The following is a 24,339-nucleotide window of genomic DNA, read 5'->3' as shown; positions in this document are numbered from 1 at the left end:
AAGGCCGTTGCTATATAGTCCCGTATCAACCGTGTTCAGGAGAGTCTCCATGCGTATCGCTTCCCGTGTCATTGGCGGTGTCCTCGCCGTCACCCTGCTGAGCCAATTGACGGCCTGCGGTTCGATCTTCTATCCGGACCGCCGTGGCCAGATCGACGGCAAGATCGACCCGACCATTGCCGTGCTCGACGCCGTGGGCCTGCTTTTCTATGTGATCCCTGGCCTGATCGCGTTCGGCGTGGACTTCGCCACCGGCGCTATCTACTTCGAACCGGGCAAGACCGCCCAGGTCGATCCGCAGAAACTCCACGAAGCCATTGGCGCCGACGGCAAGGTCGACAACGCCAAGCTGCAAAGCATCATCCAGAAGGAAACCGGCCGCAGCCTGCCGCTGGACGACCCGCGCATGATCCAGTTCAAGGGCAGCGTGCAACAGCTCGCCAGCCTGGGCCTGCAACCCGCCGCTTAAGGATTCGAGCCGCCTATGACCAGCAGTCCCGAACACGCCAGGCTCCTGCGCCTGGCCACCCGCGCCTCGGTGGGCGTGGCTTGTGCGCTGATCATCACCAAGGCCATCGCCTGGTGGCTCAGCGGCTCGGTGAGCATGCTCGCCGGGTTGACCGACTCGCTGCTGGACGGCGTGACCTCGCTGCTGAACTTGCTGGCAGTGCATTACGCCCTGCGCCCGGCCGATGACGATCACCGTTATGGGCACGGCAAGGCGGAGTCGCTGTCGGGCATGGCCCAGGCGCTGTTTATCGGTGGCAGTGCGGTGTTGATCGCGTTCCAGGCCTATCAGCGTCTGCAACACCCGGAACCGGTGGGTGCGCCGTGGTTGAGCATTGGCGTGATCGTGTTTTCCCTGGTGCTGACCGTGGCGTTGCTGATGCTGCAACACCGGGTGATCCGCGAAACCGGCTCCAATGCCGTGCGCGCGGACTCATTGCACTACCGCTCCGACCTGATGCTCAACGGCAGCATCTTGGTAGCGCTGGTGATGGCAGGGTTTGGCTACCATCAGGTCGATGCCTGGTTCGGACTGGGCATTGCCGCCTACATCTTGTGGAGCGCCATCCAGATCGCCCGTGAAAGCTTTGCGGTATTGATGGATGAAGAACTGCCACCGGACGTCAGCCAGCACATGCTGGAACTGGCCCGTGGCGTACCGGGCGTCTTGGGCGCGCATGATTTGCGCACGCGGATTTCCGGCAGCCACTGGTTTGTGCAATTGCACCTGGAGTTGCCGGGGGAATTGACGCTGTCAGTGGCCCACGGTATCAGCGACCAGGCCGCCGATGCGATTCACAAGGCTTACCCGCGTGCCGAAGTGCTGGTGCACGCCGACCCGCGGGAAGTGGTCACCGGCAATAAAACCTAGTACTGCACCTGATAACCACGACTGCTCAGGCAGTTGCCTTGGGCCTGGCGGTAGGTTTGCACCACCGCCGGATCGGGGGCGTAGGTGACTTGCTGCGGGTCGAAGCCACTTTGCTGCACGGCCCAGCGATAACAGTCATACCCGTCCTGCTGCACCTGGGCCGGTGACTGGCCGTTGGCGGGGTACGCCACCACGTCATAGCCATTGCCTTGCGGCGCGGGCTGCGGTGCCGGTACGGCGGCCGGCGGTTGCACCACCACGTACTGCTGGGAACTGCTTTCGTAGGTGTAGTAGGAACCCGCCGCGAGGAAGAACAGCGCGCTGCCGATCCACACTTCACGCGCGTAGTCCGGCAAGTAATGCACACGGATGCCATAGGGCGGCGTCACCACCACATAGCGCGGGCCTTGCGGGCGATACCAATAGCCGCCGGAGTAGAAGTAATCCTGGCCACGGTAAGGCACGCGGTAATTGCGGTCGGGGAAGCGGTCGATCACGTAGCCTGGGCGATGTTGCGGGCCTGGGCCCCAGCCGTTGCCATGGCCGTCGGGGCGACCGGGCCAGCGGTTGTCGCCGGGATGACCATTGCCATTGTTGTACCCAACGCCATTGTTACCGGGACGTGAGCCTGGGCCGCCGGCTTCCCAGTGCTGGTTGCCGTCATTGCGTCGAGGGATGTCGCGGTAATAGCCCTGGCGTGGTTCCTGGGTCTGGCGCACGGTGTCCGGACGGCTTTGGATCGGCAAGTTATTTGAAGGCTGGGGTTGTGGCTGCTGCACTGGCCGCCCCTGCTCATTGCCTTGCGGACGCCCTTGCCATTGGCCACCACCGTTCTGGCCTGCGCGATCAAAATGCTGATTCTGCGGGCGTGGCTGGTTGTTTTCCGGCCGTGGCTGATTGTTCTGCGGACGCGGCTGTTCATTACCGCCCCCTGGCCGTCCGCCCTCCGGCCCTCTTTCATGCTGACCACCGCCCTCACCGCGCGGCCCGTTGTCCCGTTCGTCGGCCACGGCCTGGGCGCCAACGGTGACCATCAGCAAACCTACACCTGCCAAACGCCAGATGCGCTTCATGCTATTCCTCACTGCGGATTAGGGCCTGTCCATGAGACTGGAAAAGCCAGGCCCGGTTCTCGGACAGGTTATCAGCAGGCAAAAGAAAAGGGGTGACCCGTCGGCCACCCCTTGAGAACTTCGTCCTGGCTCAACGCTTTTGACGTTGGCTCACCTCACGCCGTCTTGTGGACAGTGTGCAGCCTGGAGGCCGGCTCAACCCTGCTGGGGTGGCGGCCGCAGCGGGCCTGATTGGGCGGGCTGCTTTGGACTGTTGTCCAGGCGGTGATTCTGTTGATAAAGATACCCGCCAGCGCCCGGCAAATGATTGCGAAGATTGCGTCAATAAACAGTGCTTGCGCAATTTTTAACCCTTCATGGATAATTCACCGCAATAGTTACGACAAAGGCCAACCCAATGAGCAAGCTTGACCGATACGACCTGAGTATTTTGGCGGAATTGCAACGTGATGCGCGGATCTCCAACCAGGAGCTGGCCGAACGCATCGGCTTGTCGCCGTCGCCGTGCTCGCGCCGGGTCAAGCAGTTGGAGGACGACGGTTACATCGCCCGCCAGGTCGCCTTGCTCGACCGCAAGATGCTCGGCCTGAGCCTGACCGCCTATGTATTGATCGGCATGGACCGCCACACGCCCGAACGTTTCGAGAATTTCGAAGCGGCGATCCGCACCCTGCCCCAGGTGCTGGAATGCAGTTTGGTCACCGGGATGGATGCGGACTATCAGCTGAAAGTAGTGGTGCCGGACATGGACCACTACCAGAAACTGCTGCTGGGACACCTGACCCGCATTGAAGGCGTGACCAGCGTGCGCTCCAGCTTTGTGCTGAACCAGGTGCTCAACAGCACAGAGTTGCCGCTGACGCACCTGCGTACTTGAGGTGCGACTGACCGACGCAGGTCAATTCCCGCCCTGTGACGCTGCCTTATACTCGCCGCTTACTCCGTCGGAAAAGACCCCGTGAATAACATCGACCCCGCCCTCTTTGAAGAATGGATGATGACCGGCCTGGTCACCATCCTGATCATTTTCATGGGCTTTATCGTCTGGGACCTGGCGAAGAAGTCCAAGGCCGGGCGTTTTGGCTCGTTTATCCTGTTCTTCGTGTTGGGCCTGGGCGTGGCCGCGTTCATCATCAAGAGCGTGGTGATTGGCCTGATCGAGTCCGGCGCCTTATAAGCGCGCCGGTACTTCCTTCCACTGGCCTTGATCCAGGCCGTCGATCGTCCACTCGCCAATGCGCACCCGCACCAGGCGCAAGGTCGGCAACCCCACGGCAGCGGTCATGCGCCGTACCTGACGGTTACGCCCCTCGCGAATCACCAATTCAAGCCAGTATGTCGGTATGTTTTTGCGAAAGCGCACCGGCGGGTTGCGTGGCCATAACTCGGGCTCATCCAACTGCCGTGCTTCGGCCGGTAAGGTTTTGCCATCATTCAGCTCGACGCCATCGCGCAGGCGTTGCAGTTGCTCTTCGGTCGGTTCGCCTTCCACCTGCACCCAGTAGGTTTTCGCCAGCTTGTGCTTGGGGTCGGCAATCCGTGCCTGCAACTGACCATCGTTGGTCAGCAGCAACAAGCCTTCGCTGTCACGGTCCAGACGGCCCGCCGGGTAGATGCCGGGAATGTCGATGAAATCTTTGAGCGTCGCGCGTCCGCCTTCGTCGCTGAACTGGGTCAGCACGTCAAAGGGTTTATTGAACAGGATCAATTTCGGCTCGGCCGGTGGCGCCTTGGCGACACGCCGCGCGGCGGAATACGGAGGTTTCACGCCAGGGCGGCGCGAATCGGGACGGGTGGGACGGGACATGGCTTCGGTACATCTAACAGTCAGGACCGACAATGCTAGTGGCCTGACCGTTAAATGACCATCCCAACCGCTTAGCGGAACGGCGGCTCGTCGAAGCTGCGCAGTTTGCGCGAGTGCAGCGAATTGAGTTCGGTGCGCAACAAATCCACCGCTTCGATGCCGATCTTCAAGTGCTGGCTCACCGCGCGCTCATAGAAGGCGTTGGCCGAACCCGGCAGCTTGATCTCGCTGTGCAGCGGCTTGTCCGAAACACACAGCAACGTACCGTACGGCACCCGCAAGCGATAACCCTGGGCGGCGATGGTGCCGCTTTCCATGTCCACGGCCACGGCGCGGGACAGGTTGATCAGCGGCCGTTCCTGGGCCCAACGCAGTTCCCAGTTGCGGTCGTCGTAGGTCAGCACGGTGCCGGTGCGCAGGCGTTTTTTCAGTTCTTCGCCTTTTTCGCCGGTCACGTTGGCTGCTGCTTGCTGCAAGGCCATCTGCACTTCGGCCAGGGCCGGGATCGGGATGTTCGGCGGCACTACACGGTCGAGAATCCCGTCGCGGCGCATGTAGGCGTGAGCCAGCACATAGTCGCCGATGGTCTGGGATTGGCGCAGCCCGCCGCAGTGACCAATCATCAGCCAGCAATGCGGACGCAGCACGGCTAGGTGATCGGTGATGTTCTTCGCGTTGGACGGGCCGACGCCAATGTTGACCAACGTCACGCCGTGGCCGTCAGTGGCTTGCAAGTGATAGGCCGGCATCTGGTAGCGATGCCAAACCACCCCGGCAGCAATGGCGGAGGCCTCGCCGTGGTCCATGCTCTTGTCGATCACCACGTTGCCCGGCAACACCATGCGGATAAAACGCGGGTCGCTGCGCAGTTGCTCCAGGCCATGCAGGATGAACTGGTCGACATAACGGTGGTAGTTGGTCAGCAGGATCCACGGCTGCACATGGCGCCAGTCGCTGCCGGTGTAGTGCACCAGGCGACGCAGGGAAAAGTCCACGCGCGCCGCATCGAACAGCGCAAGGGGCAGTGGGTCAGTGTTTTCCCAGTCGTACAGGCCATCGGCAATGCCATCGGTGGCGGCCGACAGGTCGGTGCTCGGGAACACCCGGGCCAGGGTCGCCGCGGTCACGCCGGAGCCGGCCAGCTCATCGCCCTGCTCCACCACGTACGGGTACGGGATGTTCTGCTGGCTGACGCCCACTTCCACCGTCACGGTGAAGTCGTGCATCAGCGGCACCAGTTGCTCCAGCAGGTATTTACGGAACGCCGCAGGATGGGTGACGGTGACGCTGTAGGTTCCCGGCAACTGAACCTTGGCATATGCGCGAGTGGTCTGTGGGACTTCGCCGTGGCAGTGGTAGGTCAGGCGCAGTTCCGGGTAGCGAAACAGCGCACGTTGCTTGGCGTCGGGTTCGACGCGGTCCTTCAGATATTGCTTGAGGGCTTGATTGAGCGCGCCCGTGGCGCGCTCATGCAGGGCCGCCAGCCGATCCACGGCTTCTTCGGCGGTTTGAACGACAACAAAAGCTTCGGTCACGGTAAGCATCCTGTGTTCTGACGTGCAGGCCTTTATCTTGCCTGTATCCCCGTCAGACGCAAACTTTGAATGCAATCAACAAGGTGTGGACCTGGCGACAATCGCCGCTACATCCACACCTCGCGGCAACGTGCCATACACCCGACCGGACGACTCGCCCAAGCGACTGGCGATAAACCCATCGCTGACCGCGGCATTACCGGCTTCCAGCAACAGCTTGGCCTGCAACGCCACCGCAATGTCTTCCGTAAGCTGGCGCGCACGGTATTGGATGTCCTGGGTGTCCATAAAGGCTGACTTCAATTGCTCGATATGCCGCGCCAGTAGCTTGTCGCCATGCCCATCCCCCAGCTCGACAAACAGCGCTTCCAGCACGCCCGGCTCTTTCGACAAGGCGCGCAGCACGTCCAGGCATTGCACATTGCCGGAACCTTCCCACGTCGAATTCACCGGCGCCTCACGGTACAGGCGCGGCAAGATGCTGTCCTCGACGTACCCGGCACCGCCCATGCACTCGGCGGCTTCATTGATCATGGCCGGGGCGCGTTTGCAGATCCAATACTTGCCCACCGCCGTCACCAGCCTGGCGAACTTGGCTTCCTGCTCATCGCCCAAATGATCCAATGCGCGGCCCATGCGCATGCTCAGGGCCAGCGCGGATTCGCTTTCCAGCGCCAGGTCCGCCAGCACGTTTTGCATCAAGGGCTGCTCACTGAGTACCCGGCCTCCCACCGAACGGTGGGCACAATGATGGCTGGCCTGGGTCAGCGCCTGGCGCATCAATGCACTGGAACCGACCATGCAATCGAAGCGGGTCATGGCAACCATCTCGATGATGGTCGGCACGCCACGCCCTTCTTCACCGATCATCCAAGCCAGGGCGCCACGGAACTCCACTTCGCTGGAGGCATTGGAGCAGTTGCCGAGTTTATTTTTCAGGCGCTGGATGTAGAACTCGTTGCGCGTGTCATCCGGGCGGTGCCGGGGCAGCAGGAAGCAGGTCAGCCCCTTGTCAGTTTGCGCCAGGGTCAGGAAGGCATCGCACATCGGGGCCGAGCAGAACCACTTGTGGCCCACCAGTTCATACGCCTGGCCCGGACCGCCGACGCCCACCGGGTAGGCGCGAGTGGTGTTGGCGCGCACGTCGGTGCCGCCCTGCTTCTCGGTCATGGCCATGCCGATGGTGGCGCCCGCCTTGTGGGCGATGCCGACATTGCGCGGGTCGTAGTGGGTATTGAGGATTTTCGGCAGCCAGGTCTTGGCCAGGTCCGGTTGCAAGCGCAGGGCCGGGACACAGGCGAAGGTCATGGTCAGCGGGCAACCGGTGCCAGCTTCAGCCTGGCTGTGCAGGTAGGTCATGGCGGCGCGGGCCACATGGGCGCCGGACTGCGGATGCGCCCAAGGCAGCGACGGCAAGCCATGTTCGACGGCGGTGCGCATCAGTTCGTGGTAAGCCGGGTGAAACTCCACCAGGTCGATGCGATGACCATAACGGTCATGGCTGCTGAACACCGGTTTGTTCTGATTCGCCAGGAACCCGGCCTCCATCAACGGCCCACCCGCCAGCGCACCGTAGGCATCGATACGCGCCTCTGCCCAACCCGCGCCAAAGCGGCGCGACCAGTCTTGCAGGGGTAAATCGATGCGGTACAGGTTGGTGCCGTCCAGGGACGGTGGCTGGTTGGTGACGTCGTGGGTTTCGGCAAACTGATGCAGGTTCATGACGGGCCTCCTGGAAAAAGGCCACGTTCAGTTGAGGCCTGAATTTCAGTTAAGCACCGTCATACGGCTTAAAAAAGTGGCATACCCGCCGAATGTCCGGCGCTTTCGCCCTCTACCGGACACAACAACCGACGCGCCAACACCGCCTGCAAAGCCTCGAAACGCACAGGCTTGGCCAGGCGCTCAGAGAGGCCGATACCATGACAGTGCTCGCGCTCTGACACATTCAGCGACGTACTCAAAGCGATCACCGGCAGCTCACCGCAGCCAGGCAGAGCACGGATCTGACAGCACAACGAGAAACCACCTTCAGGAATATCCAACAATACCGCATCGAAATCTCCTGCTTGCAAGGCGGCCAACGCGTTCGGGCCGGTGTCCACGGTTTTCACCCGGTATCCGAGCTTGAGCAACATGCCGCGCACCACCAGTTGGCCGACGCTGTTGTCGTCCACCAGCAGCACCGAGCACTCCTGAGGTGCGCGCTGCTTATCCGGCGCAGGCTTGGATTCAGGTGCTAGCGGGCTGACCTCCACTTCCAGCTGGAAACGACTGCCTTTGCGCGGCTCGGAATGATGGGTCAGACGCCCGCCCAGCAGCTCGATCAGTTGCCGGCAGATTGCCAGGCCGATACCCAGGCCGCCGTACTCGCGGGTCATGGAACCATCCAGTTGGAAGAACCGCTGATACAGGGTCGCCTCGTCAAGGAAGGCAAAGCCGATACCGGTATCGGTCACGATAAAGCTCAAGCGCAAGCCACCGTCACTCTGGGGCACGCCGACCACGCGCAGACGCACCGCGCCTTCGTGGGTGAACTTGAAAGCGTTGTCCAGCAAGCAATCCAGGCACTGCAGCAGTTTGTCGACGTCGCCCAGTACGCGGTCCGGCAACTCGTCCGCCACATCGATGGAGAACGCCAGGCCTTTGCTTTGGGCGCTGGCGGTGAACTGCTGGCGTAAGGTGTCGAGCGTACCGCGCAGGCTGAATACCTGGGGTTGCGCGCTCAAGCGGCCGGCCTGCAGTTCGGTGAGGGTGAGGATGCCGTTGACCATGCGCATCATGTCCCGCGCCGAACCGGTGGCGGTTTGATGGTATTGCGCCAGATCCGCGTCCAGAGGCACGGTCTGCATCAGTTCGAGGGAGCCGATCACGCCGTTCATGGGCGTGCGCAGTTCGTGGGTCAGGGTGGCGAGGAACTCATCCTTGAGACGGTTGCTGCGCGCCAATTGCTGGTTGAGCACTTCAAGCTTCTGACTGGCATCGAACAGGATCTGCGCCTGTTGCTCGCGCATGGAATTGATGCGGTCGGCCAGGGCCAGGGACAGCAGCGCCACTTCAATCGCCGAGCCGATCTGGCTGGCGTACATGGTCAGGAATACGTTAGGCAGATAACCCAGCACCATCAGCGTATTCACTACCCCACCCAGCAAGAACGCCGACCAGGCGATGATGAAATACCGCGCCACCCGCTGGCCGCAATACCAGGCCTTGATGGCGGCGACAAAAATAGTCACGGTAAACACCAGGGCCAAACCGGTGGCCAGGCGCAGCGCCAGGGCGTAGCTGGTCATCAACGACAGCAGCATCACCACACCGCCGCAGGCCACCAGTGCCAGCAACAGGCGGTTGATCCAACGACTGTGCTGGGCCGTGTGCAAAAAGCTGCGCGCAAACAGGCTGCCGAACAACGCCGCCGCGCCGATCAGGAACGGCGTCGCGGCATTAGCCCACCAGGGATTGTTCGGCCAGAAATACTCCACCGCCGCACCGTTGACCGACAGCTGATACATGCCAAACGAGGCGATATAAAAGATGTAATAGAGGTAGCTGGTGTCGCGCACGCTGAGGTAGATGAACAGGTTGTAGACCAACATCCCCAGCAACACGCCATAGATCAGGCCCAGTACATACAGGCGCAGCGGCTGTTGCTCCAGGTAAGCGGTGCTGGACCACAGCGTCAACGGCGCCTGGATCGAGCCTTCGCTTTGCAGGCGCAGGTACAGGGTTTTTGCCTCGCCCGGCGTGAAGTCGACCTTGAACAGGTAGTTGTTCTGGCGGATCTCACGGGCGGAAAACGGCAGCGCATCCCCGGTACGCCCGGCCAGGCGATAACTGCCAGAGCTGTCGGGCAGGTACAGGTCCAGATGGTCGAGCGGCGGGTACGCTAGCTCCAGCAACCAGGTGCGCTGCGCTTCGGGATTCGTGGGCAGGTACTGCAGATTGACCTTGAGCCAGAACACCGAGCGCGAGTAACCGGCATTCAGGGTGTCTTTATCGTGGGGTTTGAACTGCGCGGTGGCGGACGGCGCACTGACATCCGCGATGGTGAGGGCATCGGTCGGGTCTTCGAGCACTTGCATGGCTCGGCCCAACGGCAGGCTTCGCGTGTCCTGGTTGAACTCGATGGCGTTGGCGAGCAGCGGCAGCCCGCACAACAATAAAATCAGCAAATAGCGCATAGAGCCCCAGCGTGGCCTGTCCGGTTATGTCAAAAAGCCCCCCATTCCTTTTGAGAAGACGTACACCGGCAATACAGTTAGTCGTTTGGATCCACTCTAGCATAGCTGCTAAAGGCCACTAGACACCATTGAAATAATTTTTTGAAAGGCTCTAGAACGCGGCTTTCGGCTATTTTCACCGACCGTAAAACCGCCAAAAAAGCGTCGCTACTGCGGCAAAATTCAACCATCGCCAGACGGCCCCGGCAAAAGCGTTTGGTGGTAAGCTCGCGCACCATGAATATCTACAGCTCTCGTCCCGTTGTCCTCTGTCTCTCCGGCCATGACCCCAGTGGTGGCGCCGGCTTGCAGGCAGATATCGAAGCCCTGCTCGCCCAGGGTTGCCATGCCGCTGCGGCCGTCACCGCCTTGACCGTGCAAAACACCGTCAATGTCAGCGATTTCCGCGTGCTCGACCGCGAGTGGGTACTGGCCCAGGCCAATGCCGTGCTCGGCGATTCCGAAGTGGCGGCGGTCAAGCTGGGCATGCTCGGCTCCACCGCGATGGTCGACACCGTCGTCGAACTGTTGCAAGCGCATCCGCACCTGCCAGTGGTGTGCGACCCGGTACTGCGCGCCGGCGGCGGTGGCAGCCTGGGCAAGGACGAAGTCGGTTATGCAATGCGCGAGCGGCTTTTCCCGCTGTCGTTGATCGCCACGCCCAACCTGCCGGAAGCGCGCATCCTCGCGGAGCTGCCTGAAGGCACGGCGGACGAATGCGCCGAGAAACTGTTGCCGTACATCAAGCACCTGCTGATCACCGGCGGCCATGGCGACGAGCACGAAGTGCACAACCGCCTCTACAGCCGCGACGGCACACGCCAGACCTTTACCTGCCAGCGCCTGCCCGGCAGCTATCACGGCTCGGGCTGTACGTTGGCCAGTGCGTTGTCCGGTCGGATTGCCCAGGGCGAAGGCTTGGTGAGCGCCGTTCAATCGGCCCTCAACTACACTTGGCGCACCCTGCGTGACGCCGAACAACTCGGCCATGGCCAGTTCGTACCGCGCCGGTTGCCGCTGGATTTCTGCTCTTAAGATCAAGGGGCCTGCCCGATGAAATTACGTGGCCTTTACGCCATTACCGACAGCCAACTGTTGGCCGGTAAATTCCTCGCCTACGTCGAAGCCGCGTTGGACGGTGGCGTGACCCTGCTGCAATACCGCGACAAAAGCAGCGACGAAGCCCGGCGCCTGCGTGAAGCAGAAAAACTGCGGGAGCTGTGCTCGCGCTACAAGACCCAGCTGATCATCAACGACGACGCCGAACTGGCCGCGCGCCTCGGCGTCGGTGTGCACCTGGGCCAGACCGACGGCCCGCTGACCCCGGCCCGTGCCCTGCTTGGCTCCAAAGCCATCATCGGTTCCACCTGCCACAGCCAGATCGAACTGGCCGAGCAGGCCGCCAAGGAAGGCGCCAGTTATGTCGCCTTCGGCCGCTTCTTCAATTCCACCACCAAGCCCGGCGCACCGGCCGCCACCACAGAGATGCTGGCTCAGGCCCGTACACGTTTGCAGCTGCCGATCTGCGTGATTGGCGGCATCACCCTGGAGAACGCCCAGCCCTTGGTGGCCCACGGCGCCGACCTGCTGGCGGTGGTGCATGGCCTGTTTGGCGCCGACAGCACCCAGGAAGTCACGCGCCGCGCACGTGCGTTCAACGCCCTTTTTCAGATTTGATTCAAGAGAGCCCGATCATGTCCCGTTCCGAAACGCTGTTTGCCAATGCCCAGAAACACATCCCCGGCGGTGTGAACTCCCCCGTGCGTGCGTTCAAGAGCGTGGGCGGCACGCCGCTGTTCTTCAAGCATGCCGAAGGCGCCTACGTCACTGACGAAGATGACAAGCGCTATGTGGATTACGTCGGCTCCTGGGGCCCGATGATCCTCGGCCACAGCCATCCGGACGTGCTGGACGCAGTGCGCAAGCAACTGGAACACGGCCTGTCCTACGGCGCGCCGACCGCCATGGAAACCGAAATGGCCGATCTGGTCTGCTCGATCGTGCCGTCGATGGAAATGGTGCGCATGGTCAGCTCCGGCACCGAAGCCACCATGAGCGCGATCCGCCTGGCCCGTGGTTTCACCGGCCGCGACAGCATCATCAAGTTCGAAGGCTGCTACCACGGCCACTCCGACAGCTTGCTGGTGAAAGCCGGTTCCGGCCTGCTGACCCAAGGCGTGCCAAGCTCCGCCGGTGTGCCGGCGGCGTTCGCCAAACACACTCTGACCCTGCCCTTCAACGACATCGCCGCCGTCGAGCAAATGCTCAATGAAGTGGGCCAGGACGTGGCGTGCATCATCGTCGAGCCGGTGGCCGGCAACATGAATTGCGTGCCCCCGGCGCCAGGCTTCCTCGAAGGCCTGCGCGAGCAGTGCGACAAGCACGGCGTGGTGTTGATTTTCGACGAAGTGATGACCGGTTTCCGCGTTGCCCTCGGCGGCGCCCAGGCTCACTACGGCGTCACGCCGGACCTGAGCACCTTCGGCAAGATCATCGGCGGTGGCATGCCGGTGGGCTGCTTCGGCGGCAAGCGCGAAATCATGCAGCACATCGCGCCACTGGGCCCGGTGTACCAGGCGGGTACCTTGTCGGGTAACCCGTTGGCCATGGCCGCCGGCCTGACCACCCTGCGCCTGATCAGCCGCCCGGGCTTCCACGCCGAGCTGACCGACTACACCACGCGCCTGCTCGACGGCCTGCAACAGCGTGCCGATGCAGCCGGTATCCCGTTTGTCACCACCCAGGCGGGCGGGATGTTCGGCCTGTATTTCAGCGGCGCCGACGATATCGTCACTTTTGATGACGTGATGGGCAGTGACGCCGATCTGTTCAAGCGCTTCTTCCACCTGATGTTGGAAGGCGGTGTGTACCTGGCGCCAAGCGCTTTCGAAGCCGGCTTCACCTCGATCGCCCACGGCGAAGCCGAGCTGAAACTGACCCTCGATGCCGCCGAACGCGCGTTTGCCGCATTGAAATAACGGGTCGTACAAATCAGGCACCGCGCAAACGGTGTCTGATTTGCTACTTTGCTTACAGAGATTTCCGCGTTTTTTAGAGAAATCACCTGCAATCCGGCAGATAACTTGCCCAAGCAGCAGAAAAACGAGTAAAGACTTTGTAAGCAGAGGCCTGCTTATTTCATAATGCGCGCTTATTGGATCCCCCGAGGGTCCGCGCGCCCCGTCAGAGGTAAGTCGATTCCCATGAAACGCACCGGCCGCACCCTGGTTCTGGGCTGCCTGTTGCTCCTTCAGCCGCTGCTGGCACATGCACAAGCAGGCGGCAACTCGTTGTTAATCCCAGCGATGGGTCGTTGCACCCTCAATACCCAGCCAGACAGCCAGGCCGAAGCCCTGAGCGCGTGCCAGAAACAGGCCGAGGGCGGGGATGCGCAGGCGCAATACGAGTTGGGCGAGTACTTCCACGACAGCAAAAACCCCGCCCGCGACCTCAACAAGGCCTTGAGCTACTTCGAGAAAGCCTCGCTGCAGGGCCACGCCGAAGCTCAATTCAAGCTGGGCACCATGTTCTTCAAAGGCGAAGGCGTGCCGGCCAACAACGTCCAGGCGTATATCGTGCTGAAAATGGCCGCGGTCAACGGCGCCGAAGACGCGCTGGACACCGCCGACGAAGTCGCCGAGCACATGCAGCGCGATGAGTTGGAAGTGGCGACCCAGGTGCTGGGGCAGATCTTCCGAAATTACCTTCAGGAACTGCAGAGTGCCGACGGGCGTTCGCCCTTCTCACCCCTGCCCTGACAGCGCCTTTACTTCTCTGGCATCGGCATCGGGAATGGCATCACATTGCTGGTGCCACGCGCTTCGCTGATCTTCGGCGTGCCCAAACGCTCGACCTCATCGATGCGCACAATCGAATGCATCGGCACAAAGCTGCGCACCACGCCTTCGAATTGCGCCTTGAGCTTCTCTTCGCCCGGATCGACGACCAACTGGGTGCGCTCGCCAAAGACGAACTCTTCCACCTCCAGGAAACCCCACAGATCGCTCTGATAGATCTGCTTGGCGTACATTTCGAACACCTGGCCCTGGTTGAGGAAAATCACCTTGTAGATTGGAGCTTCACGTTTGGTCATGGTGGGTGAATAACACATCGGGGATATAAAAGAGGGCGCGAACTATAGCATGGCACCCGATGCACAACGCTAGGAACCAATGGGCATGCCCCCTATAATGCGCGGTTCTTTACCACCAGTTGACGATTCCCATGGCCAAGAAGCTTTACATCGAAACCCACGGTTGCCAGATGAACGAGTACGACAGCTCGCGCATGGTCGATCTGCTGGGTGAACACCAGGCCCTGGAAGTCACCGCCCGCGCCGAAGATGCCGACGTGATCCTGCTTAATACCTGCTCGATCCGCGAGCGGGCCCAGGACCGTGTGTACTCCCAGCTGGGCCGCTGGCGCGAATTGAAACTGGCTAACCCGGACATGGTGATCGCCGTCGGCGGTTGTGTGGCCAGCCAGGAAGGCGCCGCGATCCGCGACCGCGCGCCCTATGTCGACGTGGTCTTCGGCCCGCAGACCCTGCACCGCCTGCCGGAAATGATCGACACGGCGCGCTTTACCAAGCTGCCACAGGTCGACGTGTCATTCCCTGAAATAGAAAAATTCGACCATTTGCCCGAGCCGCGCATCGACGGGCCGAGCGCCTACGTGTCGGTGATGGAAGGTTGCAGCAAGTACTGCACCTTCTGCGTGGTGCCCTACACTCGTGGCGAAGAAGTCAGCCGGCCGTTTGACGACGTGCTGTCGGAAATCATCCACCTGGCTGAGAACGGCGTGCGCGAAGTGACCCTGCTGGGCCAGAACGTCAACGGCTATCGCGGCCAGACCCACGACGGCCGCCTGGCCGACCTGGCGGAATTGATCCGCGTGGTCGCCGCCGTGGACGGTATCGAGCGCATCCGCTACACCACCTCGCACCCCCTGGAATTCTCCGACAGGCTGATCCAGGCCCACGCCGAAGTGCCGGAACTGGTCAAGCACCTGCACCTGCCGGTGCAATCGGGCTCGGATCGCATCCTCGCGGCGATGAAGCGCAACCACACGGCCCTGGAATACAAATCCAAACTGCGCAAATTGCGCGCGGCGGTGCCGGGTATCTGCATCAGCTCGGACTTTATCGTCGGTTTCCCCGGTGAAACCGAGAAAGACTTCCAGCAGACCATGAAGCTCATCGAAGACGTCGGCTTCGACTTCTCCTACTCGTTCGTCTACAGCCAGCGCCCCGGCACGCCGGCGGCCGACTTGGCGGATGAAACCCCGGAAGCGCTGAAAAAAGAGCGCCTCAACGCGCTGCAACACCGCTTGAACCAGCAGGGTTTCGAGATCAGCCGACAAATGGTCGGTTCCACCCAGCGCATCCTGGTCACCGACTACTCGAAAAAAGACCCGGGCGAACTGCAAGGCCGTACCGAGAACAACCGAATCGTTAACTTCCGTTGCGATAATCCGACCCTGATCGGCCAGTTTGCCGATGTGCACATCGACGCGGCACAGCCCCATTCGCTGCGCGGGTCGTTGATCCCGTAATCACTCTTTGAATTATCGCCAGCCAACATGTGCCGTTTAAGTGCTTTCGCACACAGCCGGCTGGCGTTATTCTCTATTTCACCTCAACAGCCAAAGGGCGGCTAAAAGCGACCTTGAACGCACCCATAGCAGAACCCCATCGTTTTATTCTCGAGCCCTTTGAGGCTCTCCGTTTCGCCAACCTGTGCGGACAGTTCGACGAGCACCTGCGCTTGATCGAACAACGCCTGGGCATCGAGATCCGCAACCGCGGCAATCAGTTCGAGCTCATTGGTGAAGCCCAACGCACCCAATCTGCAGAAAACCTGCTGCGCCGTCTCTACCGCGAAACCAAGGGTAGCGAGCTGTCACCAGAAATCGTGCACCTGTATTTGCAGGAATCGGCTGTGGAAGACTTGGCCAACAACCCAGTCGCTGAAGCCAGCGTGGCCCTGCGTACCAAGAAAGGCATGATTCGCCCAAAAGGCTTGAATCAGCAGAAGTACGTCAAGGCGATCCTCGGTAACGACATCAATTTCGGCATCGGCCCCGCCGGTACCGGCAAGACCTACCTGGCCGTGGCCTGCGCGGTCGACGCGTTGGAACGCGAGCAAGTGCGCCGCATCCTGCTGGTGCGCCCAGCGGTCGAGGCTGGCGAAAAGCTCGGCTTCCTGCCTGGCGACCTGGCCCAGAAGATCGACCCGTACCTGCGCCCGCTCTACGACGCGCTGTACGAGATGCTCGGCTTTGAATACGTGGCCAAGCTGATCGAGCGCCAGGTGATCGAGATCGCCCCGCTGGCCTACATGCGCGGCCGCACCTTGAGCAACAGTTTCATCATCCTCGACGAAAGCCAGAACACGACGGTCGAGCAAATGAAGATGTTCCTGACCCGCATCGGGTTCGGCTCCACGGCCATTATCACCGGCGACATTACCCAGGTTGACCTGCCCAAAGGCACCAAGTCGGGCTTGAGCCACGTGATTGAAGTGCTCAAGGACGTGCCGGGCATCAGTTTCACGCATTTCTCGCCCAAGGACGTGGTGCGTCACCCGCTGGTGCAGCGCATTGTCGAAGCCTACGAGCGCTTTGAACACCGCGATGACGGGCTGTCCAAGGACATTCGCCGCGATGCTTGAGCTTGACCTGCAGCTGGCCACCGATGCGCCCGCCCCCAGTGAAGCCCAGTTCCGCCAATGGTGCGCCCTGGCCCTGCGCCAGCGCACCGCCGACTCGGAGCTGACCATTCGTCTGGTGGACGAGCGCGAGGGCCGCGAACTGAATCACACCTGGCGCCAGAAGGACTACGCGACCAACGTGCTGTCCTTTCCCGCCGACGTACCGGATGAGCTGCTGGATATCCCGCTGCTGGGCGATCTGGTCATCTGTGTCGCCGTGGTGGAGCGCGAGGCGAAGGAACAAGGCAAGGAACTTGAGGCCCATTGGGCCCATCTAGTCATCCACGGCTGCTTGCATCTCTTGGGTTACGACCATATAGACGATGACGAAGCCGAGGAAATGGAAACACTGGAACAAACGTTGCTAGCAGAATTGGGTCATCCGGACCCGTATGCCGACGACGAAGTTTAAAAACACTCAACTGTAACAATAAAGGATTCAGAGTAATCGCTATGAGCGAAGACCGATCGAGCAACGGGCAGAAGTCATGGCTGGGTAAACTGACCCAGGCTTTTGCCCACGAGCCGAAAAACCGCCAGGAGCTGCTTGAGCTGCTGCGCGAGGCCCATCAGAACAAGTTGCTGGACAGCGAAGCGCTGGCCATCGTCGAAGGCGCCATTCAGGTGGCTGACCTGCAAGTACGCGACATCATGGTCCCGCGCTCGCAGATGATCAGCATCAAGGCGACCCAGACCCCACGGGAATTCCTCCCGGCCGTGATCGACTCGGCGCACTCGCGCTACCCGGTGATCGGTGAAAGCCATGACGACGTCATGGGCGTCCTGCTGGCCAAGGACCTGCTGCCGTTGATCCTCAAGGAGAACGGCGACAGCTTCAACATCAAGGACCTGCTGCGTCCGGCCACCTTCGTGCCCGAGTCCAAGCGCCTGAACGTGTTGCTGCGTGAATTCCGCGCCAACCACAATCACATGGCCATCGTGATCGACGAATACGGCGGCGTGGCCGGCCTGGTGACGATTGAAGACGTGCTGGAACAGATCGTCGGCGACATCGAAGACGAACACGACGTCGAAGAAGACAGCTACATCAAGCCACTGCCCAGCGGTGACTTCCTGATCAAGGCGCTGACGCCGATCGAGAACTTCAATGAGTTCTTCGACAGCGAATTCTCCGATGACGAGTTCGATACCGTGGGCGGCCTGGTGATGAGTGCGTTCGGGCATCTGCCAAAACGTAACGAGACCACCGAGATCGGCGCGTATCGCTTCCGCATCCTGAATGCCGACAGCCGCCGGATTCACTTGATTCGCCTGACACCTATTGCCCGCTAAGGAATGACATGCAGCGCCTAACCCGCCCCGGCTGGCCCGGTAATTTGCTGGCCGTGGTGGCCGGCGCCATCACCACCCTGGCGCTGGCGCCGTTCGACCTGTGGCCGTTTGCGCTGGTCGCGGTCGGCCTGTTCTATGTCGGGCTGCGGGACCTGAGCCCGCGCCAGGCATTGGGTCGCGGCTGGTGTTTCGGATTCGGCCTGTTCGGCGCCGGCACCAGTTGGATCTACTACAGCATCCACCACTTCGGCGGTGCTTCGGTGCTGCTGGCGGGTTTCCTGATGCTGCTGTTTACCGCCGCCATCGCCTGGTTCTTCGCCCTGCCCGCCTGGCTGTGGGCGCGCTGGTTGCGGCGCAATGAGGCGCCGTTGGCGGATGCGCTGACGTTTGCCGCGTTGTGGGTGGGCCAGGAAGCGTTTCGCGGCTGGTTCCTGACGGGATTCCCGTGGCTGTACTCCGGTTACAGTCAGCTTGACGGCCCGCTGACGGGCTTGGCCCCCGTGGGCGGCATGTGGCTGATTTCCTTTGCCCTGGCACTCACGGCGGCGCTGCTGTGCAACCTGCCGCGCCTGCTGGCCGGCAAGCGCAACGCCTTTATCGGCGCAGGCCTGGTGCTGCTGGTCGCGCCCTGGGCCATCGGCCTGGCGCTCAAGCATCACGCCTGGACCAGCCCGTCCGGTGCGCCACTGACCGTGGCCGCCCTCCAGGGCAACGTCGAACAAAGCATGAAGTGGGATCCGGAGCAGCTCAACGCACAGCTCGCGTTGTATCGCGACATGAGCTTCAGCTCCAAGCCCGTCGACCTGCTGGTATGGCCGGAAACCGCCGTGCCGGTGCTCAAGGAGTCTGTCGAAGGCTACCTGGGCATGATGGGCAAGTTCGCTGCGGACCGGCACACTGCGCTGATCACCGGCGTACCGATCCGCCAGGAAGTGCATCACCAGAAGCGCTACTTCAACGGCATCACCGTGGTCGGCGAAGGCGACGGCACCTACCTCAAGCAGAAGCTGGTGCCGTTTGGCGAGTACGTGCCGCTGCAGGACATGCTGCGCGGCCTGATTGCGTTCTTTGATCTGCCAATGTCGGACTTCGCTCGCGGCCCTGCCGACCAGGCAATGCTGCAGGCCAAGGGCTATCAGATCGCGCCGTTCATCTGCTACGAAGTGGTCTACCCGGAGTTCGCTGCCGGCCTGTCAGCCCAGAGCGATCTGCTGCTGACCATCAGCAACGACACCTGGTTCGGCCGCTCCATCGGCCCGTTGCAGCACCTGCAAATGGCGCAGATGCGTGCACTGGAAGCCGGGCGCTGGATGATCCGCGCCACCAACAATGGGGTGACCGGCTTGATCAACCCGTTCGGGCAGATTACCGCGCAGATCCCGCAGTTCGAGCGCGGCATCCTCTACGGTGAAGTGGTGCCGATGCACAACCTCACCCCGTACCTGCAATGGCGTTCGTGGCCATTGATCATTCTGTGCCTGGGGTTGTTTGGCTGGGCGCTGCTGGCGGGCCGGATGTCGAAGACCCTGTAGGTTTCGCGACGGGGTTATCGGTAAAACAGCCGGTAACCCAACTGCCCCACGGCCTCATTGATCAATTGCCCACTGCGCCACACTGAGACGAACTCCGGCATCCACCCACCCAGCGGCCGAGCGTTGTCCACGCCCAGGAAACCCACGGGGGCCGGCACCACGGTGAAGCCTGCCTTCTCAAAGCTCCACACCGAACGCGGCATGTGCCAGGCCTGGGTCACCACCACCACGCGTTTAATGCCCTCCGGCAATAGAATCTCGGCGCTCATCTGCGCATTTTCCCAAGTGGTACGGCTGCGCTCTTCCTTCCAGCGCACCGCTACGCCGAAATCATCCTGCATCGACACCGCCATCAACTCCGCTTCGCTGGGTGGCGAGCCGTAATGCAGGCCGCCGGTAGTCAGCACTGGCAGCCCGGAAGCCTTGGCCAGTCGTGCGGCGTAGCGCTGGCGTTCCAGGCCGATCCCGGTGGGCTGGTCGGTGCCCCAGGCCGGGTCACCGCGCTCGCGTCCGGAACCCAGTACCACAATGGCGTCAGCGCGCTGGGCCAAGGTCGACCAGTCTTCCCTGGCCAATGGCGGTTCGGTTTCCAGGGCCCGAGCGCCCCACTCCACCATGACCGGCAGGCTGATCAACCACATCCCCCCAAAACCCAGGGTAAAGCAACACGCCGCCAAACGCGGCCGGCTACGGCGAAACCACCAAGCAAGCGCCAGCAACAGCAAGAGAATGCCGGGCGGCAGAAGCAGTTGTTTGATGAAATAACGAATAGGCATCGGGCATCTCCATAGATGCCCGAAGCCTAAGGTGTAACGGGGTTTAGCGACAATCTTTACGGTGACATGCTTACAGTGAAACGGCGTGGTGAAGCCGTTCAGGGGGCAATGAATTACTTGTAGCGGGCGGACCGGAGCTTTTCCGGGCCACGACCGGCCGACAAGTCCTTGAGCCACACCACCTTGGCTGAATGCGTAGGCTCCTTGATTGGCGGGGTTGCCACCCAAGGAGGCGCACTGCGCCCATTCCTTTCCAGATACGCCTTGATCAGTTCCAGCTCCGCGCGACTCAGACCGCGCAGTTCCAACTCCACAGGCCGTTCATCACGCAATCGGCCCGCTGTCCTCGCTGCATCCAATGCACGACCCAAGCGGTCGATCAGTCCTTCGTAGACATCCGGTTTCGATACGATTCTTTGCGATTCAACCATCCCCTCACCTCATTGAAGAAAGACTTGCTCCCCAATAAACAGCGTAGTCCTCGTGGCCGGGCACGCCTGGCGCCGCGACAGACGGCCCTGCCTGCGCAATCAGGGTTTCCCTCGATAGAGTGGGGTCATGTATGCTACGGCGCTTCCTGTAACTCCACTTCCCGCAGGGTTTGGGCACGGACGCGCCGCTTTTTGGTGTCGATCAACCTGAACGTTGCACCGAAGAGGATTAGGCCACCCCTATTCAGTTCAAAAGTAGCCATGCACGAACAATATCAGCCCCGTGAAATAGAAAATGCCGCCCAAACCTTCTGGGACGAGCAAAAGTCCTTTGAAGTCAGTGAACAGCCAGGCAAGGAGACTTACTACTGCCTATCGATGTTCCCTTACCCCAGCGGCAAGCTACACATGGGGCACGTGCGTAACTACACCATCGGCGACGTGATTTCCCGCTACCAGCGCATGCAAGGCAAGAACGTTCTGCAACCCATGGGTTGGGACGCCTTCGGCATGCCGGCGGAAAACGCCGCGATGAAAAACAACGTAGCCCCCGCCAAGTGGACCTACGAAAACATCGCCTACATGAAGAGCCAGCTGCGCAGCCTGGGCCTGGCAGTGGACTGGTCCCGTGAAGTGACCACCTGCAAGCCGGATTACTACCGCTGGGAACAGTGGCTGTTCACGCGCCTGTTCGAAAAAGGCGTGATCTACAAGAAGAGCGGCACCGTGAACTGGGACCCGCTGGACCAGACCGTACTGGCCAACGAGCAAGTGATCGACGGTCGCGGCTGGCGCTCCGGCGCGCTGATCGAAAAGCGCGAAATCCCGATGTACTACTTCAAGATCACCGCCTACGCGGATGAACTCTTGTCGAGCCTCGACGACCTGCCGGGCTGGCCTGAACAGGTCAAGACCATGCAACGCAACTGGATCGGCAAATCCAAGGGCATGGAAGTGCAGTTCCCGTACAACGTCGACTCGATCGGCGAAGCGGGCGCGCTCAAAGTCTTCACTACCCGTCCGGACACTTTAATGGGAGCGACTTACGTCGCCGTGGCCGCCGAACACCCGCTGGCCACGCAGGCCGCACAGAACAACCCTGAGCTGCAGGCGTTCATCGCTGAATGCAAAGGCGGCAGCGTGGCCGAAGCCGACGTCGCCACCCAGGAGAAAAAAGGCCTGCCGACCGGGCTGTTCGTTGAGCATCCATTGACTGGCGAGAAGCTGCCGGTGTGGGTCGCCAACTACGTGCTGATGCACTACGGCGATGGCGCCGTAATGGCAGTGCCGGCTCACGACGAGCGCGATTTCGAATTCGCCACCAAATACAGCCTGCCGATCAAATCCGTGGTGCGCACCAGCTCGGGCGACACCAACCCGGCCCCGTGGCAAGACGCCTACGGCGAGCACGGCACCCTGATCAATTCCGGCGAGTTCGACGGCCTGGACTTCCAGGGCGCTTTCGATGCGATCGAAGTGGCATTGATCAAGAAAAGTCTAGGCGCCTCGCGCACCCAGTTCCGCCTGCGCGACTGGGGCATCAGCCGCCAGCGCTACTGGGGCTGCCCGATCCCGATCATCCACTGCGAAAGCTGTGGCGACGTGCCAGTACCGGAAGACCAACTGCCGGTGGTCCTGCCGGAAGATGTGGTGCCGGACGGCGCCGGTTCGCCATTGGCGCGCATGCCTGAGTTCTACGAGTGCAGCTGCCCGAAATGCGGCCAGCCTGCCAAGCGTGAAACCGACACCATGGACACCTTCGTCGAGTCCTCCTGGTACTACGCCCGCTACGCCTCGCCGCACTACGAGGGCGGCCTGGTGGAAAAATCCGCAGCCGACCACTGGTTGCCGGTGGATCAATACATCGGCGGTATCGAACACGCCATTCTTCACCTGCTGTACGCGCGTTTCTTCCACAAGCTGATGCGTGACGAAGGCCTGGTGAGCTCCGATGAGCCGTTCAAGAACCTGCTGACCCAGGGCATGGTGGTCGCCGAGACTTACTATCGCCGCGAAGCCAACGGTGCCTACACCTGGTTTAACCCGGCTGACGTTGAGCTTGAGCGCGACAGCAAAGCCAAGGTCATTAGCGCCAAACTGATCGCCGACGGCCTGCCGGTGGAAATCGGTGGCACCGAGAAGATGGCCAAGTCGAAGAACAACGGCGTTGACCCGCAGTCGATGATCGACCAGTTCGGCGCCGACACCTGCCGCCTGTTCATGATGTTCGCCTCGCCGCCTGACATGAGCGCCGAATGGTCCGACTCCGGCGTCGAAGGTTCGCACCGTTTCCTCAAGCGCGTCTGGCGCCTGGCGCATGCCCACATCAGCCAGGGCCTGCCGGGCAAGCTGGACGTGGCCGCCTTGAGCGACGAGCAGAAACTGATTCGCCGCAGCACCCACCTGGCCATCAAGCAAGCCAGCCAGGACGTGGGCCAGAACCACAAGTTCAACACCGCCATCGCCCAGGTGATGACGCTGATGAACGTGCTGGAAAAAGCGCCACAAGCCACCGAACAGGATCGCGCATTGGTACAGGAAGGCCTGGAAACGGTCACCCTGCTGCTGGCGCCGATCACGCCGCACATCAGCCACGACCTGTGGAACCGTTTGGGCCACAGCGACGCCGTCATCGACGCACGCTGGCCGGTGCAGGATGACAGCGCCCTGGTACAGGACACGCTGCAACTGGTGATCCAGGTCAACGGTAAACTGCGTGGCCAGATCGACATGCCGGCCACCGCCAGCCGCGAAGACGTCGAGGCGGCTGCCCGCGTCAACGAAAACGTACTGCGCTTTACCGAGGGCCTGACAATCCGCAAAGTGATCGTGGTGCCTGGCAAACTGGTCAATATCGTCGCTAGCTAATCGGATCGGGCGCAGGGCTAGAGCCTTGCGCCGAATAAAGCCTTCAGGGCCTCGATAAGGCCCACATGGTTTCAAGGGGAGCAACACAATGATCAAACGCAATTTGCTGGTGATGGGCCTTGCCGTACTGCTGAGCGCTTGCGGCTTCCAGCTGCGCGGCACCGGCACCAACGACCTCGCGATCAAGGAACTGGACGTCAGTGCCCGCGACGCCTACAGCGAAACCGTGACCCAGCTGCGCCAGGTCCTGGAAAACAGCGGCGTTCACGTCTACACCGGCGCGACCTACAAGCTGTTCCTGGCCAACGAAAAAGAAACCCAGCGCAACCTGAGCTACGCCAGCGCCGGGCGTGCGTCCGATATCGAACTGGCAACCCAGCTCACCTTTGAAGTCCAGGGCCGTGACCACCTGCCTTTGATGGGTGACAGCATCCAAGTACAGAAAATCGTCAGCCACGACGGCAACAACCTGGTGGGTTCGGACTCCGAAATCACCCAGGTACGCAAGGAAATGCGTCGCGAACTGGTACAGCGCATGGTGCTGCGTCTGTCGATGATTACCCCGGAACAACTAGAGACCTTGCAGCAACAGGCTGACAACAAGGCCAAGGCCGACGCCGACGCGCTGAAAGCCGCCAAGGAGTACGAAGACAACACGCCGAAGCAATCGCCTGTTGAAGTCCCTGTCGAGTAAGCCAGACGGGGCGCCCCAAGCG

23 protein-coding genes are annotated in these 24,339 nt (G+C 61.5%); 15 read left to right on the top strand and 8 right to left on the bottom strand.

Going from position 1 to position 24,339, the window contains the following annotated elements:
• Positions 1 to 49 precede the first annotated feature (49 nt).
• Both ACP7EW_RS26745 and ACP7EW_RS26740 read left to right on the top strand, forming a co-directional pair.
• Positions 50 to 469 carry a hypothetical protein gene (locus ACP7EW_RS26745; protein WP_010206751.1) on the top strand — a complete coding sequence of 140 codons (420 nt, stop codon included), beginning with the start codon at positions 50 to 52 and terminating at the stop codon, positions 467 to 469.
• A gap of 15 nt (positions 470 to 484) precedes the next feature.
• Complete coding sequence (locus ACP7EW_RS26740; protein WP_426221024.1) at positions 485 to 1,378, top strand: cation diffusion facilitator family transporter; 894 nt, start codon at positions 485 to 487, stop codon at positions 1,376 to 1,378.
• On the opposite strand, the gene ACP7EW_RS26735 is transcribed toward ACP7EW_RS26740, so the two are convergent.
• A complete protein-coding gene (locus ACP7EW_RS26735) occupies positions 1,375 to 2,451 on the bottom strand; it encodes a DUF6515 family protein (protein WP_426221022.1) in 1,077 nt (358 codons plus the stop codon). The two genes, ACP7EW_RS26740 and ACP7EW_RS26735, sit on opposite strands and share 4 nt — an antisense overlap.
• Positions 2,452 to 2,848: 397 nt before the next feature.
• Here ACP7EW_RS26735 and ACP7EW_RS26730 point away from each other — a divergent pair, with 397 nt between their 5' ends.
• Both ACP7EW_RS26730 and ACP7EW_RS26725 read left to right on the top strand, forming a co-directional pair.
• Positions 2,849 to 3,328, top strand: a complete 480-nt coding sequence (locus ACP7EW_RS26730) for an Lrp/AsnC family transcriptional regulator (RefSeq protein ID WP_003194418.1) — start codon at positions 2,849 to 2,851, stop codon at positions 3,326 to 3,328.
• A gap of 90 nt (positions 3,329 to 3,418) precedes the next feature.
• On the top strand, positions 3,419 to 3,628 hold the full coding sequence (locus ACP7EW_RS26725; protein ID WP_025999909.1) for a DUF2788 domain-containing protein: 210 nt from the start codon (positions 3,419 to 3,421) through the stop codon (positions 3,626 to 3,628).
• Here ACP7EW_RS26725 and ACP7EW_RS26720 read toward each other — a convergent pair.
• The 4 genes from ACP7EW_RS26720 to ACP7EW_RS26705 form a co-directional block, all read right to left on the bottom strand.
• A complete protein-coding gene (locus tag ACP7EW_RS26720; RefSeq protein ID WP_033896458.1) occupies positions 3,623 to 4,258 on the bottom strand; it encodes a pseudouridine synthase in 636 nt (211 codons plus the stop codon). The genes ACP7EW_RS26725 and ACP7EW_RS26720 overlap by 6 nt on opposite strands.
• 71 nt (positions 4,259 to 4,329) lie before the next feature.
• Positions 4,330 to 5,802: an AMP nucleosidase gene (gene amn, locus ACP7EW_RS26715; protein WP_426221020.1), complete on the bottom strand. Its 1,473-nt coding sequence runs from the start codon at positions 5,800 to 5,802 to the stop codon at positions 4,330 to 4,332.
• Positions 5,803 to 5,868: 66 nt separating this feature from the next.
• A complete protein-coding gene (locus ACP7EW_RS26710) occupies positions 5,869 to 7,515 on the bottom strand; it encodes an acyl-CoA dehydrogenase family protein (RefSeq protein ID WP_061434292.1) in 1,647 nt (548 codons plus the stop codon).
• Positions 7,516 to 7,583: 68 nt separating this feature from the next.
• Positions 7,584 to 9,974 (bottom strand): hybrid sensor histidine kinase/response regulator, encoded by a 2,391-nt coding sequence (locus tag ACP7EW_RS26705; protein WP_426221017.1) that lies wholly within the window; start codon positions 9,972 to 9,974, stop codon positions 7,584 to 7,586.
• Positions 9,975 to 10,250: 276 nt separating this feature from the next.
• Here ACP7EW_RS26705 and ACP7EW_RS26700 point away from each other — a divergent pair, with 276 nt between their 5' ends.
• From ACP7EW_RS26700 to ACP7EW_RS26685, 4 genes are all read left to right on the top strand, one after another.
• Positions 10,251 to 11,048, top strand: coding sequence for a hydroxymethylpyrimidine/phosphomethylpyrimidine kinase (locus tag ACP7EW_RS26700; protein ID WP_426221015.1), 798 nt, complete (start codon positions 10,251 to 10,253; stop codon positions 11,046 to 11,048).
• An 18-nt stretch (positions 11,049 to 11,066) separates the two neighbouring features.
• Positions 11,067 to 11,690 carry a thiamine phosphate synthase gene (gene thiE, locus ACP7EW_RS26695; protein WP_426221013.1) on the top strand — a complete coding sequence of 208 codons (624 nt, stop codon included), beginning with the start codon at positions 11,067 to 11,069 and terminating at the stop codon, positions 11,688 to 11,690.
• Between the two features lie 17 nt (positions 11,691 to 11,707).
• Positions 11,708 to 12,991 carry a glutamate-1-semialdehyde 2,1-aminomutase gene (hemL, locus tag ACP7EW_RS26690; RefSeq protein ID WP_016973898.1) on the top strand — a complete coding sequence of 428 codons (1,284 nt, stop codon included), beginning with the start codon at positions 11,708 to 11,710 and terminating at the stop codon, positions 12,989 to 12,991.
• A gap of 225 nt (positions 12,992 to 13,216) precedes the next feature.
• Positions 13,217 to 13,771 (top strand): tetratricopeptide repeat protein, encoded by a 555-nt coding sequence (locus tag ACP7EW_RS26685; RefSeq protein WP_426221011.1) that lies wholly within the window; start codon positions 13,217 to 13,219, stop codon positions 13,769 to 13,771.
• An 8-nt stretch (positions 13,772 to 13,779) separates the two neighbouring features.
• Here ACP7EW_RS26685 and ACP7EW_RS26680 read toward each other — a convergent pair whose 3' ends face one another.
• The gene (locus ACP7EW_RS26680; protein WP_003194436.1) at positions 13,780 to 14,106 is read right to left on the bottom strand and encodes a DUF1820 family protein; all 327 of its coding nucleotides are present in this window, start codon (positions 14,104 to 14,106) and stop codon (positions 13,780 to 13,782) included.
• 131 nt (positions 14,107 to 14,237) lie between these two features.
• Here ACP7EW_RS26680 and miaB point away from each other — a divergent pair, with 131 nt between their 5' ends.
• The 5 genes from miaB to lnt all read left to right on the top strand — a co-directional run bounded on the left by miaB (position 14,238) and on the right by lnt (position 19,548).
• A complete protein-coding gene (gene miaB / locus ACP7EW_RS26675; RefSeq protein ID WP_426221009.1) occupies positions 14,238 to 15,566 on the top strand; it encodes a tRNA (N6-isopentenyl adenosine(37)-C2)-methylthiotransferase MiaB in 1,329 nt (442 codons plus the stop codon).
• A 113-nt stretch (positions 15,567 to 15,679) separates the two neighbouring features.
• The gene (locus ACP7EW_RS26670) at positions 15,680 to 16,684 is read left to right on the top strand and encodes a PhoH family protein (protein ID WP_426221007.1); all 1,005 of its coding nucleotides are present in this window, start codon (positions 15,680 to 15,682) and stop codon (positions 16,682 to 16,684) included.
• Positions 16,677 to 17,135: an rRNA maturation RNase YbeY gene (gene ybeY / locus ACP7EW_RS26665; protein ID WP_426221005.1), complete on the top strand. Its 459-nt coding sequence runs from the start codon at positions 16,677 to 16,679 to the stop codon at positions 17,133 to 17,135. The genes ACP7EW_RS26670 and ybeY overlap by 8 nt, the downstream gene beginning before the upstream one ends.
• 41 nt (positions 17,136 to 17,176) lie before the next feature.
• Positions 17,177 to 18,016 (top strand): HlyC/CorC family transporter, encoded by an 840-nt coding sequence (locus tag ACP7EW_RS26660; protein ID WP_010206772.1) that lies wholly within the window; start codon positions 17,177 to 17,179, stop codon positions 18,014 to 18,016.
• A gap of 8 nt (positions 18,017 to 18,024) precedes the next feature.
• Positions 18,025 to 19,548: an apolipoprotein N-acyltransferase gene (gene lnt, locus ACP7EW_RS26655; protein ID WP_033896448.1), complete on the top strand. Its 1,524-nt coding sequence runs from the start codon at positions 18,025 to 18,027 to the stop codon at positions 19,546 to 19,548.
• Between the two features lie 14 nt (positions 19,549 to 19,562).
• On the opposite strand, the gene ACP7EW_RS26650 is transcribed toward lnt, so the two are convergent.
• Both ACP7EW_RS26650 and ACP7EW_RS26645 read right to left on the bottom strand, forming a co-directional pair.
• Entirely contained in the window at positions 19,563 to 20,324 is a 762-nt protein-coding gene (locus ACP7EW_RS26650; protein WP_426221002.1) for a YdcF family protein, read from the bottom strand.
• Between the two features lie 113 nt (positions 20,325 to 20,437).
• Positions 20,438 to 20,755 carry a hypothetical protein gene (locus tag ACP7EW_RS26645; RefSeq protein WP_038847513.1) on the bottom strand — a complete coding sequence of 106 codons (318 nt, stop codon included), beginning with the start codon at positions 20,753 to 20,755 and terminating at the stop codon, positions 20,438 to 20,440.
• 261 nt (positions 20,756 to 21,016) lie between these two features.
• On the opposite strand from ACP7EW_RS26645, the gene leuS reads away from it, so the two are divergent.
• On the top strand, positions 21,017 to 23,623 hold the full coding sequence (gene leuS / locus ACP7EW_RS26640) for a leucine--tRNA ligase (RefSeq protein ID WP_426220999.1): 2,607 nt from the start codon (positions 21,017 to 21,019) through the stop codon (positions 23,621 to 23,623).
• 88 nt (positions 23,624 to 23,711) lie between these two features.
• On the top strand, positions 23,712 to 24,317 hold the full coding sequence (gene lptE / locus ACP7EW_RS26635; protein ID WP_426220998.1) for an LPS assembly lipoprotein LptE: 606 nt from the start codon (positions 23,712 to 23,714) through the stop codon (positions 24,315 to 24,317).
• Positions 24,318 to 24,339 lie beyond the last annotated feature (22 nt).

Source organism: Pseudomonas sp. DWRC2-2, from assembly GCF_049897885.1.
GTDB lineage: Bacteria > Pseudomonadota > Gammaproteobacteria > Pseudomonadales > Pseudomonadaceae > Aquipseudomonas > Aquipseudomonas azotoformans_A.
Note: the sequence above shows the minus strand (reverse complement) of the source record. Positions and strands in the feature narration are given on the sequence as shown.

Excerpts from the sequence above, each read along its gene's own strand:
- amn (WP_426221020.1), bottom strand. The coding sequence starts at position 5,802 with ATGCTTACCGTGACCGAAGCTTTTGTTGTCGTTCAAACCGCCGAAGAA.
- ACP7EW_RS26680 (WP_003194436.1), bottom strand. The coding sequence starts at position 14,106 with ATGACCAAACGTGAAGCTCCAATCTACAAGGTGATTTTCCTCAACCAG.
- ACP7EW_RS26705 (WP_426221017.1), bottom strand. The coding sequence starts at position 9,974 with ATGCGCTATTTGCTGATTTTATTGTTGTGCGGGCTGCCGCTGCTCGCC.
- ACP7EW_RS26645 (WP_038847513.1), bottom strand. The coding sequence starts at position 20,755 with ATGGTTGAATCGCAAAGAATCGTATCGAAACCGGATGTCTACGAAGGA.
- ACP7EW_RS26745 (WP_010206751.1), top strand. The coding sequence starts at position 50 with ATGCGTATCGCTTCCCGTGTCATTGGCGGTGTCCTCGCCGTCACCCTG.
- ACP7EW_RS26710 (WP_061434292.1), bottom strand. The coding sequence starts at position 7,515 with ATGAACCTGCATCAGTTTGCCGAAACCCACGACGTCACCAACCAGCCA.
- ACP7EW_RS26720 (WP_033896458.1), bottom strand. The coding sequence starts at position 4,258 with ATGTCCCGTCCCACCCGTCCCGATTCGCGCCGCCCTGGCGTGAAACCT.
- ACP7EW_RS26650 (WP_426221002.1), bottom strand. The coding sequence starts at position 20,324 with ATGCCTATTCGTTATTTCATCAAACAACTGCTTCTGCCGCCCGGCATT.
- ACP7EW_RS26740 (WP_426221024.1), top strand. The coding sequence starts at position 485 with ATGACCAGCAGTCCCGAACACGCCAGGCTCCTGCGCCTGGCCACCCGC.
- ACP7EW_RS26735 (WP_426221022.1), bottom strand. The coding sequence starts at position 2,451 with ATGAAGCGCATCTGGCGTTTGGCAGGTGTAGGTTTGCTGATGGTCACC.
- lptE (WP_426220998.1), top strand. The coding sequence starts at position 23,712 with ATGATCAAACGCAATTTGCTGGTGATGGGCCTTGCCGTACTGCTGAGC.
- lnt (WP_033896448.1), top strand. The coding sequence starts at position 18,025 with ATGCAGCGCCTAACCCGCCCCGGCTGGCCCGGTAATTTGCTGGCCGTG.
- ACP7EW_RS26730 (WP_003194418.1), top strand. The coding sequence starts at position 2,849 with ATGAGCAAGCTTGACCGATACGACCTGAGTATTTTGGCGGAATTGCAA.
- leuS (WP_426220999.1), top strand. The coding sequence starts at position 21,017 with ATGCACGAACAATATCAGCCCCGTGAAATAGAAAATGCCGCCCAAACC.
- miaB (WP_426221009.1), top strand. The coding sequence starts at position 14,238 with ATGGCCAAGAAGCTTTACATCGAAACCCACGGTTGCCAGATGAACGAG.
- ACP7EW_RS26700 (WP_426221015.1), top strand. The coding sequence starts at position 10,251 with ATGAATATCTACAGCTCTCGTCCCGTTGTCCTCTGTCTCTCCGGCCAT.
- ybeY (WP_426221005.1), top strand. The coding sequence starts at position 16,677 with ATGCTTGAGCTTGACCTGCAGCTGGCCACCGATGCGCCCGCCCCCAGT.
- hemL (WP_016973898.1), top strand. The coding sequence starts at position 11,708 with ATGTCCCGTTCCGAAACGCTGTTTGCCAATGCCCAGAAACACATCCCC.
- ACP7EW_RS26685 (WP_426221011.1), top strand. The coding sequence starts at position 13,217 with ATGAAACGCACCGGCCGCACCCTGGTTCTGGGCTGCCTGTTGCTCCTT.
- thiE (WP_426221013.1), top strand. The coding sequence starts at position 11,067 with ATGAAATTACGTGGCCTTTACGCCATTACCGACAGCCAACTGTTGGCC.
- ACP7EW_RS26660 (WP_010206772.1), top strand. The coding sequence starts at position 17,177 with ATGAGCGAAGACCGATCGAGCAACGGGCAGAAGTCATGGCTGGGTAAA.